The sequence below is a fragment of the Xanthomonas sp. NCPPB 1128 genome (assembly GCF_001043115.1).
Taxonomy (GTDB): domain Bacteria; phylum Pseudomonadota; class Gammaproteobacteria; order Xanthomonadales; family Xanthomonadaceae; genus Xanthomonas_A.
On the sequence record NZ_LFME01000001.1, the window covers coordinates 144,782 to 157,372 of the forward strand.

11 protein-coding genes and 2 tRNA genes are annotated in these 12,591 nt (G+C 69.7%); 6 read left to right on the top strand and 7 right to left on the bottom strand.

Annotated features, from left to right (window positions below; translation table 11 throughout):
• Window positions 1–90 precede the first annotated feature (90 nt).
• The 3 genes from ACP93_RS00620 to ACP93_RS00630 form a co-directional block, all read right to left on the bottom strand.
• The gene (locus tag ACP93_RS00620) at window positions 91–3,138 is read right to left on the bottom strand and encodes a TonB-dependent receptor (protein WP_106407035.1); all 3,048 of its coding nucleotides are present in this window, start codon (window positions 3,136–3,138) and stop codon (window positions 91–93) included.
• A 69-nt stretch (window positions 3,139–3,207) separates the two neighbouring features.
• The gene (locus tag ACP93_RS00625; protein ID WP_048488935.1) at window positions 3,208–4,269 is read right to left on the bottom strand and encodes a FecR family protein; all 1,062 of its coding nucleotides are present in this window, start codon (window positions 4,267–4,269) and stop codon (window positions 3,208–3,210) included.
• A complete protein-coding gene (locus ACP93_RS00630; protein WP_048488936.1) occupies window positions 4,250–4,822 on the bottom strand; it encodes an RNA polymerase sigma factor in 573 nt (190 codons plus the stop codon). Before ACP93_RS00630 ends, ACP93_RS00625 begins: the two co-directional genes overlap by 20 nt.
• Before the next feature lie 253 nt (window positions 4,823–5,075).
• Between ACP93_RS00630 and ACP93_RS00635 the strand changes: the two genes are divergently transcribed.
• Together ACP93_RS00635 and ACP93_RS00640 are read left to right on the top strand one after the other, a co-directional pair.
• Entirely contained in the window at window positions 5,076–5,528 is a 453-nt protein-coding gene (locus tag ACP93_RS00635) for a hypothetical protein (RefSeq protein WP_228135919.1), read from the top strand.
• A gap of 91 nt (window positions 5,529–5,619) precedes the next feature.
• Entirely contained in the window at window positions 5,620–6,036 is a 417-nt protein-coding gene (locus tag ACP93_RS00640) for a DUF4087 domain-containing protein (RefSeq protein ID WP_048488937.1), read from the top strand.
• Window positions 6,037–6,178: 142 nt separating this feature from the next.
• On the opposite strand, the gene ACP93_RS00645 is transcribed toward ACP93_RS00640, so the two are convergent.
• The 3 genes from ACP93_RS00645 to ACP93_RS00655 form a co-directional block, all read right to left on the bottom strand.
• Window positions 6,179–6,254, bottom strand: a tRNA-Gly gene (locus ACP93_RS00645).
• Between the two features lie 135 nt (window positions 6,255–6,389).
• The gene (locus ACP93_RS00650) at window positions 6,390–7,421 is read right to left on the bottom strand and encodes a 4Fe-4S dicluster domain-containing protein (RefSeq protein ID WP_048488938.1); all 1,032 of its coding nucleotides are present in this window, start codon (window positions 7,419–7,421) and stop codon (window positions 6,390–6,392) included.
• A gap of 101 nt (window positions 7,422–7,522) precedes the next feature.
• A complete protein-coding gene (locus ACP93_RS00655) occupies window positions 7,523–7,828 on the bottom strand; it encodes a hypothetical protein (RefSeq protein WP_048489141.1) in 306 nt (101 codons plus the stop codon).
• A 227-nt stretch (window positions 7,829–8,055) separates the two neighbouring features.
• Here ACP93_RS00655 and ACP93_RS00660 point away from each other — a divergent pair, with 227 nt between their 5' ends.
• From ACP93_RS00660 to ACP93_RS00670, 3 genes are all read left to right on the top strand, one after another.
• Window positions 8,056–8,499 carry a group III truncated hemoglobin gene (locus ACP93_RS00660; protein ID WP_228135920.1) on the top strand — a complete coding sequence of 148 codons (444 nt, stop codon included), beginning with the start codon at window positions 8,056–8,058 and terminating at the stop codon, window positions 8,497–8,499.
• A gap of 44 nt (window positions 8,500–8,543) precedes the next feature.
• Complete coding sequence (hemN, locus tag ACP93_RS00665; protein ID WP_048488940.1) at window positions 8,544–9,950, top strand: oxygen-independent coproporphyrinogen III oxidase; 1,407 nt, start codon at window positions 8,544–8,546, stop codon at window positions 9,948–9,950.
• A 189-nt stretch (window positions 9,951–10,139) separates the two neighbouring features.
• Window positions 10,140–10,226 (top strand) — tRNA-Leu (locus tag ACP93_RS00670).
• 243 nt (window positions 10,227–10,469) lie between these two features.
• Here the strand turns inward: ACP93_RS00670 and ACP93_RS00675 are convergent.
• The gene (locus ACP93_RS00675; RefSeq protein ID WP_048488941.1) at window positions 10,470–11,333 is read right to left on the bottom strand and encodes an SDR family oxidoreductase; all 864 of its coding nucleotides are present in this window, start codon (window positions 11,331–11,333) and stop codon (window positions 10,470–10,472) included.
• Window positions 11,334–11,446: 113 nt separating this feature from the next.
• Here ACP93_RS00675 and ACP93_RS00680 point away from each other — a divergent pair, with 113 nt between their 5' ends.
• Window positions 11,447–12,322 (top strand): LysR family transcriptional regulator, encoded by an 876-nt coding sequence (locus ACP93_RS00680; protein ID WP_048488942.1) that lies wholly within the window; start codon window positions 11,447–11,449, stop codon window positions 12,320–12,322.
• Window positions 12,323–12,591: the final 269 nt, after the last annotated feature.

The window sequence follows — 12,591 nt, forward strand, 5'->3', positions numbered from 1 at the left end:
AGATAGACGAGCCAGCTGCCGCTTTCCCTACCGCGGCCGGGACCGATCGGCGGCGCTGCGCGCTGCCGCCGATCGCACGGCGTTGCGCCGTTAGGGCGCCGCCGCGCCGAAGCGCCGGCTGTACTGGACGAACAGCTGGCGGCCGACGGTATCGAACCAGGACATGTCGTAGAACGGGTAGACGATGGCGCTGCGATCGCGCGGCGGCATCGCATCGAACAGATTGGTGGCGCCCAGGGACAGCGTGGTGCGCGCGTCGAGCTGGTATTCCACGGTGGCGTTGACGCGATAGCTGGCGCCGATCCAGGGCGACAGGCCGCTGTTCGGGTCGTAGGTGCCGGTGGAGGACGCCCAACTGGGCAGGCGCCCCAGTCGCTGCGCGTGCAGGGTCGCCGACCAGGCCTGGCGCGACCAGCGCAGGCTGGCGCTGGCCTTGGTGCGCGGCATGTCGACTCCGCTGTTCACCGCGAACGCCCCGTGCATCGGCTCGCCGGCATAGAGCTGGGTGCGGTACTGGCGGACCCAGGTGTAGGCGAGCAAGGCGTCGAACGTGCCGAAGCGGGTGTCGCGTTGCCCATGCAGCAACGCATCGAGGCCGCTGGTGGTGGTGCGGGCCAGATTCATCGGGCCCAGCGCCACGGCGTAGAGCCGTCCGTCCGCGGTACGGACGACCCGGGCGATGCTCTGCTGGCAGGCGGGCGAGGCGAGCGGGCGGCGGCCCAGACGGCAGTCGGCTTCATCGCGCAACGCGCGATCGGCGGACAGATCCTGGACCTGGTCGCGCAGATCGATCGCGAAATAGTCCAGGCTCAGGTCCAGCCCCTGCAGCGGCGACCACACCAGCCCGGCGGTCCAGGCGCGGCTGGTCTCCGGCTTCAGATCCAGATTGCCGGCGCGCCTGCGCAGTAGCGGCTCGTTGTCGAAGCGGCAATCGGCGGCGGCCACGGCGGCGTCTTCGCGGGCGCAACGGAGGTAGTCCGTGCCCTGGCTTTCGTCGATGCCCTCACCGGCATACAGGTAATGCAGGTCGGGCGCGCGGAACGCCAGGCCCTGCGAGGCGCGCAGCAGCAGGCGTTCGCTCGGCCGCCACTCCAGGCCGGCACTCCAGGTGAAGCGGCCGATCTGCCGGCCGGAATAGGCGTAGCGGTCGTAGCGCACCGCGCTGTCCACGATCAGCGATTCCAGCAGCGGCGCGCGTAGTTCCGCGGCCAGCGCCCAACGTCGGCGCTGCCCTGCGCCATCGGCGTCGCGCCAGCTGTAGTAGTAGGACTGCGTCGCCAGCGGATCGGGGTGCAGGGCGTAGGCCTGCTCGCCGACTTCGGCGGTAAGCGCGAGGCCGGCATCGCCGCCGCGCAAGCCGAACAGCGCCGGTTGCCGCAGGGTCAGCGTGGCCGCGTCGATCCGCGATTGCGGTCGGTAGGTGGTGCGCGCGGCGATCGCGGCGTACTCGGCCGGCGTCAGTGCGGTGTACAGCCGCGCCGGGTCGGCGTCGAAACTCGGATAGCCCGAACGCGGATCCACGCCGACCTGGTTGCCGAGGAACCAGGCATTGGCGCGCGCGGCGACGATCTGCGGCCAACGTGTGCGCAGCCGTGCCTGGGAGTGGCTGAGCACGGCCTCGTAGGACCAGCCGTCGCTGCCGAACGCGCCGTCCACGCCGGTGGCCACGCTGAGGCGCTGTTGCCGGTTGCGGACCATGCCGACTGCCAGTCCGCCCATTTCCTCCGGTGCGAACTGCCGGCTCCAGTACTCCACCTGCGCGGTGCGCCGGTTGTAGAAATACCCTTCCTCGTTGCCATCCGGGCGCATGTAGGCCCAGGTCTGGACGCCGCGCATCAGTGCGATGTCCTGCAGGCCCAGTTGCAGGTCGGCGAACCACTCGGCGCGCTCGCCCAGCGCGCGATGCAGCGTGGCATAGGCATCGAGGCTACGCCGGCGATGCAGCATGGTGCCGTAGGCGATCGCGCGCGAGCTGCCGCAGTAGTAGCCGGGCAGGCCGCCGGCACCGGCGCCGTCGCGCGCGCTGTAGCCGGTGTCATGCCCATTGAGCGCCGCGAGCTGCGCGCAGGCCGCCGCGCCCGGGTCGAGATAGACGTCGTCGCCATCGGTGCGCAGGAACGTGCGCCGCGGTGCGGTCGCGCGTGCATTGGGGGCGTCGTTGCTGGAATCCTGGCGGGCGCGCTGGTAGGCCCACAGCGGCTGTTGCAGATTCGCCTCGATGCCGACCAGGCCGGACAGCGCCTGCCCGGAGAACCCATGGGTGAGGCTGGCCTGCAGCGTGCGCGCATCGCCGCGGCTGCTCTGGCCGACACGGGCGTCCACGGTGGTGCCATCGGCGTCGCGCTTGAGCAGGATGTTGATCACCCCGGCGATCGCGTCGGAGCCGTAGATCGCCGAGGCGCTGCCGCTCAGCACTTCGATGCGCTCGACCATCGCCAGCGGCAGGCTGGCCACGTCGACGAAATTGCTGCGGCCGTTGAACGGCAGCGGAAAGTCGGCGACGCGGCGGCCGTTGATCAGCACCAGGGTATGGTTCGGGCCCAGCCCGCGCAGGCTCACCTGTTCGGCGCCCGGGGTGTAGTCGGCGCCGCTGCCCGATTGCTGGCTCTGGGTCTCGCCACTGTTCTGGGTCAGTGCGCGCAGCACGTCCGGCAGGCGGCGGAAGCCGCTGGCGCGGATCTGCTCGGCATCGATCACCGTCACCGGCGCCGGCCCTTCCAGTTGCGCGCGCGGGATCCGCGAGCCGGTGACCTGCACCGTGGCCAGCTGCGCCGGCGCCGCGGCGGCAGATGGCACATCCGTGCGCGCCGGTGCAACCGCCTGCGCCGCGACTGCGGCCTGTCGTTGCAGCACGATATCGTTGCCCACGCGCTGGGCCTGCAGGCCGGTGCCCTGCAGCAGCGCGTCCAGCGCCCGCAGCGGATCGGCGACGTCGCGCACGCCCGGGGTGGACAGGTCGCGGACCAGGTCGGGCCGATACAGCAGTTGCAGGCCCGCCTGCCGCGCCAGCGTGTTCAGCGCCGGCGCCAACGGCCCGGCCGGGATGTCGAAGCGGGCCGGTTGCGCGATCGCCGAAGCGGCTGCCGTGGCGAGCAGCGCGCCCCACGTCAGTCTGCGCTGGATCGACCGCTGCGGCATACGCATCTCCTGGTGGCGCGACGGAACGGGGGAGGGGGGGCGCGCCGCGGCACGGCGCGGCCGCGGCGGCTAACGCCGGTGCAGGATCACCGCTTCCGCATGCGGTTCCATGCGCACCGGATACTCGCGTTCCAGCAGCCGCGCGAAGCCCTCCAGATCGTTCCAGCGGATGCTGCCGCTGATCCGCAACGCATGCAGCGCCGGATCGGCCAGCACCAGCGGCCGCCGGTTGAAGCGGTTGATCTCGGCCACCGCCTGCGGCAGCGTCACATCGTCGAAACTGAGGTAGCCCTGGCGCCAGTCCAGTTGCCGCTCCGCCTCGGCGACGCTGGTACGGTGGACGCGTGCGCCCTGCGGACCGGCCGTGGCGATGCTGCCGGCGGGCAGCAGCACGGCCTGCGTGCGGTCGGCGGCGCCGGGATCCTCCATGCGCACCATGCCCTCGGTCACCACCACGCGCAGCGCGTCGCGATCCTGGCGCACGTCGAAGCGGGTGCCGACCGCGACCACGCGGCGCGCGCCGCTCTGCACCACGAACGGCCGCGCCGGATCCTTGTGGACCGAGAAGAACGCCTCGCCCCGCTGCAACACCACCCGGCGCGCCTGCGGCCCGATGCTGGTCTCGAGCAGGCTGTCGCTGCTCAGCGTCGCCTGCGAGCCATCGGCGAGGGTGACGGTGCGCAGCTCGCCGATCTCGGTGCGGTAGGCCTGGGCCGTCGGTGTCGCCGGCACCAGGCCCAGGTACAGCCCGGCGGCGATGGCGACGCTGGCTGCGGCGCCGAGCGCGGCCAGCAGCCAGCCGCGGCGGCGGACTGTGGCGTGCCGCCGCGTGGTGGCCGCGCGTGCGACCACCGGCAGCTGCAGCGGCGACGGAATCGATGGCCCCGGCGTCACCGTCAGGCCGGTGCTCAAGCCGCGCGGCGCCGGTTGCCCGGCGGGGATGCCGGCCCCCAGCGCGCGCAGGCGCGCGGCTTCGTTCCAGGCCACGTCCAGGCGCAGGAATGCGACCCGGTGCGCGGTGGACGCCTCCAGCCATGCATCGAGTTCGGCCTGATCCGCCGCGCTCCAGGTGCCGCTCTCGCGCCGCGTCAGCCACTGCGCGGCCAGCGCTTCAATCGCCCAGCTTTCCATCTTGCGGTTCCTGCACCACCACGGGCATCGGCGCGGCGGTCACCACCGCGCCATGGAAATGATCGGCGAGCAGGCGCACGCCCTTGGCCATGTGTTTTTCGACGGTCTTCTCGCTGATCCCCAGGCGCACCGCCACCTCCTTCTGCGACAGTTCCTCCACCCGGCGCAGCCAGAGCACCTCGCGGCAGCGGTCCGGCAGCCGGTCCAGCGCATGGGCCAGCCGCGCCAGCACCTGGCGGCCGCCGAGCCAGCGTTCCGGCGAGCGTTCGTCTATCAAGACGTTCAAGTCGTCCGGATTCCCCACCGCCTCGATGGAAACGATGCGGCTGCGCCGCACCCGGTCGGCCATCAGGTTGCGCGCGGTGGCGAACAGGAACGCCTGCGGCGTGTCCGGCAAGGCGCGTCGCGCCGCTTCGTAGACGCGGGTGTAGACCTCCTGGCGCAGATCGTGGATTTCCTGCGGATGCGGCCAGCTTCGCATCAGGTAGGCGACCAGCGCCGACTCGTGGACGAGGATCTGCTGGGCGAACCAGCGGTCCAGTTCATTGCTCATGGCGCGGCTCCATGCGATGGCACTGCACACGACCGGCGTAGCGCAGGCGATGGGCCGGCGTGTCGCTGCTCGGGTGGGATGGCGCCGGTGGCGCCAGGGAGCCGCCGTCGCGGCAAAGCAGGGTGCGTCCTGTCACTCGCTTCTCCTCGATCCGCTGCCATGGGGGAAGCGGCGGTCTGCTTCGTCTATTCCAGCACGGGCCGATGCGATCGGTCCGCTCATCCCCGCTAGTTTCCCACCAAGGACCCGGCCAATGCACCTGTTGTCCCGTTTGCGTCACCACACCTTCGCCCTGCTGCTGTGCGCGTTGCCGCTCGCCGGCGCCACCGCCGTCGCGCATGCCGAGCCGGCGCGGCCGGAGGTGGCCAAGCAGGTCAAGGCCTACGCCTCGGCCGATGGCGTCAAGGTGTCCACGCTGCGCTACGGGCCGCGCGAGCGGCAACAGGCGCTGATCCAGGTCATCGACGCGGACAGCGCCATCGACGGCAAGATCCTGCTCGCCAGCACGCGCACCACCGACAAGGACACCCGCTACACCGTGCAACTCGACGGACGTCCCTACGTGCTGCTGATCGTCAGCGAGGCCGCGGGCGAGCTGTATGTGCCAGGTGCGCCCAAGCCGACCTGGGTGCGCTACGACGCCGGCCTGTCGGCGGAGAGCAACCCGGAGCACTATCTGACCGATTATCAGGAGCAAGCGCACTAACGCGCTGCGCTGGCGCTGTGCCTGGCCTCTCGAGAACGCCGGCAAACGCCAATCTGCGATGATGCCGGCCTCGCCACTCGATGCTGACCTCATGACCCCATCGCGACCTGTCCTGCAGTGCGTCCGCGTATGCGGCGCGGCCCTGGTCGCGGCGCTCGGCCTGTGCGTCGTCGCGCAGGCCGCGCCGCCTGCGCAGACCGTCACGCGTTGCGGCTGGTTCGACAATCCCTCGCCCGGCAACGCCACGCTCGTGGACAAGGACGGCGAATGGATGGTCGGCCAGCAGGGTGGTCACCAGGCCGAGGGCACGTGGCCGACGTTTTCCCGGGCGCGCTGGGTGGCGACCGGAACGGGCAGTGCCGGCTATGGCTGCGCCTGTCTGAAGGTGCGTGCGCGTGACGACACCCAGGAAGTGACCACGATCGTAGCGGTCACGGTGCAGCCCTTGAAGATCTGCCGGCAGGACAAGGCGCTGCAGGGCAAGGAGCCGGAGAATCCGCTGAAGTAGCGTGTTCGCTCCGTAGCGGGCTGCCTGTGCGGCGGCATTCCCGGAAGCGTTGCCGCGGAGGGTGCGGAGCGCAACAACGGAAAAAGGAGCCGAAGCTCCTTTTTAGGGTTTCACTCGCATGCAGGAGGCGAGTGACGCAATTTGGAGCGGGAAACGAGACTCGAACTCGCGACCTCAACCTTGGCAAGGTTGCGCTCTACCAACTGAGCTATTCCCGCTTGGGAGCCGCGCATTCTACACGCCTGCCGGTAGGTGCGCTAGCCCTGCGTTGCAAAAAAATGTCCGCGCGCCGCGTCAGGACGTCTGCGGGGCCGCGCGGCTCCCAAAGCGCCGCGACAGCGGGCCAATCCGGCTCAGGCCGCCAGCCACCACCACGCCAGCAGTGCCACCAGCAAGATAGCGCCGCCACCCAGCAACCGCGGCCGCTGCCACCAGCGCCGCGGTTGGCGGTCGATGGCATTGGCGCCGGCCCGACGCAGCAGGCCGCGGGCGAACCCCTGGCGGTCCATGCTGCGGTCGCAGGCCTCGACGCAGGCGCCGCAGGCCGTGCAGGCGTAGTGCGCGCCGTTGCGCGGATCGATGTCGGCCGGACAGGCCTGCACGCAGGCGTCGCAGGCCACGCAGTCGCCGAGCTGCTCGGCGCTGAACTTGGGCAGGGTGCCGGCATAGGCGGCCAGGGCCTCGCTGCGGCTGCCGCCCTGGCCGGCGAGCTGGGCGATGCTGGCGCGCAACGCGTAGTCGCGGGCGGTGACGGGGTCGAGCAGGCGCCGCCCGCGCTGGGCGATGCTGCCAGTGCCGCATGCGCGGGCGCCGCGCGGTTCGCCGCGCATCGCGTCGTAGCCGATCAGCGGCGTGTCGCGGTCGCACAGCAGTGGCTGCAGGCGCGCGTACGGACACAGATAGCGGCAGGCCTGGCTGCGCAGGGAGCCGGCATTGCCCCAGGTGGCCAGCGCATAGAACAGCACCCAGAACGTCTCCCAGCCGCTCCAGGCGAACGGATGCAGGCGCGCGACCAGATCGGCGATCGGCAAGAAGTAGCCGACGAAGCTGACCCCGGTCCACAGCGCCACGGTCGCCCACAGCAGGTGTCGTGCCGCGGCCGGCCAATCGGCGAAGCGCCGTTCGATCCAGCCGAAAGCGTGGCTCCACACCGTCTGCGGACAGGCGAATCCGCACCACAGGCGCCCGGCCAAGGTGGTGAGCAACGCCAGCGCCGCGGCGGCGGCGGCCAGCGCCAGCAGCAGCCAGCCGACGTCGTGCGGCCATAGGGTCCAGCCGAACACGTCGAAGCGCCGTGCCGGCAGGTCCAGCAGCAGCGCCTGCCGGCCCTGCCAGCGCAGCCAGGGCAGCAGGTAGAAGGCGGCGAACAGCAGCCACAGCACCACGCGTCGGCATTGCGTGTACCGATGTGGCAGCGCCGGTCCTGCCGCGGCTGCGGGTGAGGTGACGACATGCAAGTGGATCGGGCGAGGCATCGGCAGCTGGCTCAGGACAGCGGCGTGGCGTCGCCGTGCGGCGCCGGACGCAACAGGAAGCCGGTCAGCAGGCTCGAGGCCAGCGTCGCCAGCCAGAACATGAAGAAACCCACCGTATAGCCCAGCTCGCGGCTGATCTGGCGGCCGGGGAAGGTGATGTCGCGCAGCGCCAGCGGATCGACCAGGGCGAAGAACAGCACGCTCATGGCGCCGGCGACCAGGAAACTCGGCCACAGGATCACTCCCAGCCGCTGCACCAGCGGGCGCGGCGTGCCGGGATCGAGCGGATCGAGCAGCGGATCGTCGGGAGGGGTCATGACGGTGGATTCCATCGCGGAAGGAGGATGCGGCATGCGCCAAGGCTGCGGCGCCACACGTCGCCGCGCCTGCCAGCCGCCTGGCCGCCGATCCCCCGTCGACACCGGCGTCGGCGCATGCCGCAGCGGCAGACTAGGCAGCGCGGGCCGGCCCGACATTGATCCTGATCAAGGCCGCCGCCGTGGCGGCGTGGAGACTGGCGACATCGAAGAATGCGGAGCGGGCCATGCAGGACGAGATCGAAGGCATGCCCTTGCCGGGGCCGGACCTGTGCAGCGAAGCGGAGGTGCAGGCGCTGGTGGGAGCGTTCTACCGCCGCGTGCGCGCCGACGCCGATCTGTCGGCGGTGTTCGCCGCGCACATTGAGGACTGGGATGCGCATGAGCGGCAGCTGTGTGATTTCTGGTCGGCGATGCTGCGGGGTACCCGGCGCTTCCGCGGTGCGCCAATGCCGCGGCACATGGCCATGCGCGAACTCAGCGAGCTGCTGTTCCAGCGCTGGCTGGGCCTGTTCCGCGCCACCACCGCCGAACTGCACAACGCGCCGATGCGGCTGCTGGCCGACGACATCGCCCAGCGCATCGCCGAGACCTTCTGGCGCCGTCACCAGATGAGCTGGCGTCCGTTCGAGCCGGTGTCGCCGCTACCGCCGGCCGTATGCGCAGATTGATCCAGGTCAAGGCGGCCGCGCCCGGTGCCGCGCATGCTCGGTCCATGGACATCCCCACCGCGCCCGATCCTTCCGCCGCCTGGACCTTCGACGCCGACCTGCTGCGCCGCTACGACCGTCCCGGCCCGCGTTACACCTCGTACCCGACCGCGCCGCATTTCCAGACCGGCTTCGGCCCGGCGCAATTGTTCGCCGCGGTCCAGGCCAGCGATCCGCGGCGGCCGCTGTCGCTGTACGTGCACGTGCCGTTCTGCCGCAGCCCCTGTTTCTACTGCGGCTGCCACCGGGTCATCACCCGCGACCCGGAGCGCGGCCGCGGCTACGTGCAGCGGCTGCTGCGCGAGGCGGCGATGATGGCCGCGTGTTTCGAGGGCGAGCGCGAGGTGGTGCAACTGCACCTGGGCGGCGGCACCCCGAACTTCCTGGCGCCGGAGCTGCTCGGCGAACTGGTGCAGGGCCTGCGCAGCCTGTTCCGCTTCAGCCAGGCGCCGGACCGCGAGATGTCCATCGAACTGGACCCCCGCACGGTGACCCCGCAGGACATCGCCGCGCTGGCCGAACTGGGCTTCAACCGCGCCAGCCTGGGCATCCAGGATTTCGATCCGCTGGTGCAGCAGGCGATCAACCGCCGCCAGGGCGTGCACGAGACCCTGGACATCCTGCGTGCCTGCCGCGTGCACGGCATGCGCTCGGTCAACGTCGACCTGATCTATGGACTGCCACGGCAGACCCTCGCCGGGTTCGAGCAGACCCTGGAGACGGTGATCGCCGCGCGTCCGGACCGCCTGGCGGTCTACGGCTACGCGCACATGCCGCAGCTGTTCAAGGCGCAGCGGCGCATCGCCGACGCCGACCTGGCCGACGCCGAACAGAAGCTGGCACTGCTCGGGCTGGCGGTGCGCAGGCTCTCGGCGGCCGGTTACCAGTACATCGGCATGGACCACTTCGCGCTGCCGCAGGAAGACCTGGCGCGCGCGCAGCGGCAGGGCAGCCTGCATCGCAATTTCATGGGCTACACCACCCACGCCGACACCGACCTGCTGGGCCTGGGCGTCAGCGCGATCAGCCGCATCGGCGCCAGCTACAGCCAGAACCAGCGCGACCTGCCGGCCTGGGAAGCGGCCGTGGACGCCGGCGACAGCCCGGTGCTGCGCGGCCTGCAGCTCAGCGCCGACGACGCCCTGCGCGCCGAGCTGATCCAGCAGTTGATGTGCCAGGGAAGCGTGGACGTGGCAGCGCTGGCGCAGCGCCACGGCATCGACTTCGCCAGCTATTTCCGCGAGGAGCTGCGCGCCCTGGTGCCGCTGTGCGCGGACGGCCTGGCCGACTACCGCGACGGCGTGGTCCAGGCCACCGCCCGCGGCCGCCCGCTGCTGCGCCTGATCGCCATGTGCTTCGACCGCTACCTGCGCCAGCCCGACCAGCCGGCGCGCTATTCGCGCGCGATCTGAGCGCCGCGCGGATTCCCTTGCCGTTGGCATCCCCGGTGCCGCCGTGGCGGCGGTACCGGGGACTTTTCGGTGGCGTCGCTCGGGCGTGCCGATGCCAGCATGCGGTGTCCCGATTCGGAGCGCGTGGTGGATCGGCATCGCCCCGCGGTTCACAAGCGCCACGCGATCAGGCACGCTACGCGCCACCAGGCCCGGATGGCGAAACTGGTAGACGCATCGGACTTAAAATCCGCCGGGGGCGACCCCATGCCGGTTCGATTCCGGCTCCGGGCACCATGGATGCGTAAATTTCGAGCGCTTCAGTGGCTCGAATCGACTTCACTGCTGTGTAGTTTTTGTGCAGCCCACTAGTTCGCGCAGTGAGGGTAGGGCGCTACCTGTGCGAGGCCGCTTACCGCCATGGCCAATGCGAACAGCATTCTGCTGCTGATGATCGCCTCCCGCCCGCCGCCCGCCGCCCTCGCGCGAGGCGCTGGAGTTCCGCGTATGGAACTCCAGCCTCCGATCCTTGGGAGGTAATCAACCTGCAAGTCCAGCGACGAAGCCGCGATAGGAGTGCAGAGGACGCCCGAGCAGTTCGACCAGCCGCTGGCGGTCGCCCTCGTTGGGCAGCATGCCATCGCTGACGTAGCGTTCGGCCATGACCCGCATTTCGTAGGCCATCCACGTCGGCATGAAACTGGCCATGTTCGCTTCGAAGCCGCTCGGATCATCGCCGCCATAGGCGATCGGACGGCCGAGCGCTTCGCTCCAGATGGCAGCCGCGTCCGCGCCGGTCAGGGTGTCGGGGCCGACGATGTTGATCGTCTCGATCGGCAGCTTGCCGGGCGCCTGATCGCGGCGCATCAGCTCGATCGCGGCGACTTCGGCGATGTCGCGGGTGTCGACCATGGCCACGCCCTTGGAGCCGATGGGCATGGGGTAGACGTTGTAGTTCTTCACGATGTCCTTGATCATCACTTCGTTGTCGATGAAGTAGGTCGGCCGCAGGATCGTGGCGCTGAAGTCCAGCGCTTCCAGCATCCGTTCGGCACCGTACTTCACGGCGAAGTGCGGCACGTTCACCGCACGGTCGGCATCGAACACCGACAGATAGACGACCCGGTCGACGCCCATCTCGCGCGCGATGTTGAGCGTGATAATCGCTTGGGTGAACTCGTCGCCGGTCACCGCGTTCAGGAGGAAGAGCGTCCTGACCCCGGAGAGCGCGCGACGCAGGGAACCGATGTCCAACAGGTCGCCTTTGACCACTTCAACGGTGATGTCGAATTCAGCTTTGGATGGGTCGCGGCTCAGAACGCGGACGCGTGCGCCACGCTGGGAGAGTTGTGCGACGACGTGGCGGCCGACGCGGCCAGTAGCGCCAGTGACGAGGATGGTCATAGCGAGTGCTCCTTGATGGGATGGGTTGGTTGGTGCGAATGAACTGTAGGTCGTTTCATTTGCGAATCACAGATAGAAAAATATAGACTGCACGTCTCATATATGGGACGGCTATGGATCTCGACGCGCTTCAGGATTTCCAGCTCGTGGCGGCGCACGGTGGCTTTGGTAAAGCCAGCCGCGCCAGCGGCCGTTCGAAAGCCACCCTCTCGCGACGGCTCGCCGATTTCGAAAACGCCTTGGGGGTTCGCCTCCTCGAGCGAGGCGGCCGAAGTCTGGTGCTCACGGAGACGGGAGCGCTGTTGCTTTCCCAGACCGCCGGCCCGATGCGTGAGATCGTCGAGGCGGTCATGACGGCGCGGGAAGGCGTGACCGGGCCGCGCGGACGCCTTCGCGTTGCCGCGCCGCTGCTGTTCTCGCAGGTCGCGCTTGGTCGGCTGGCTGCGCGATTCAGGGCCCTATATCCGGACGTTCAGATCGAGGTCGTTGCGGAAGACCGTTTGGCCGATCTGGTCGAGGAGCATTTCGACGTCGCGATCCGTGTCAATCCAAGGGAAGAAGGGGGCCTGGTCGGCAGGTGCTTCGCCAAAGACAGGCTGATCCTCGCAGCGGCCCCGTCGGTACGGATTCCTGCAGACGCCTTTGGCGAACCGGCTCCTATCCCTGCGGTCGTCATGCAGACCCATCGAGAGGGAGACGTCTGGTCCGTAGGAGATGGGCAGGCCGCTTACGAGCCGCAGCCGGTGCTCACGCTGTCGTCGCTGCTGTCGATCCGCGATGCGGTCGTGGCGGGTGCGGGAGCCGCCCTGCTGCCGCAGTCGATCGTCGGCACCCAGTTGGACAGCGGAGAACTCGTGTCCTGGGGCATCGCCGGCAAGGACACCCAGCTCTGGGTGATGCATACGTCGCGTCGCCTGCAAAGCCCGAAGGTCAAGGCGTTCGTGGAGTTCATGGCGGAGCAGTACCCGACCGGATGGTTTGTCGTGTAACAGGACTGCTGCATGGATCCGCTTACGATCTAGCGTGTTTGACCGCGTCGCGTCATCGCGCCAGCGGCATGCGGCCACATGCGTTGGCTGGCTCCACTAGGGTTACTGCCCTCACTTCCGCCGACGCCCTCTCTGCCTCTCCAACCGGACACGCCAGCAAGCTCGGCCCGTGAAGTCCCCGTGCTGGGCATCCCGGCTTCAACCGTAGGGGAGGGGGCCCGGCCGCCTACCACGCCCAATGTGAACGCTCCGCTTTCTTTCACCTCGCC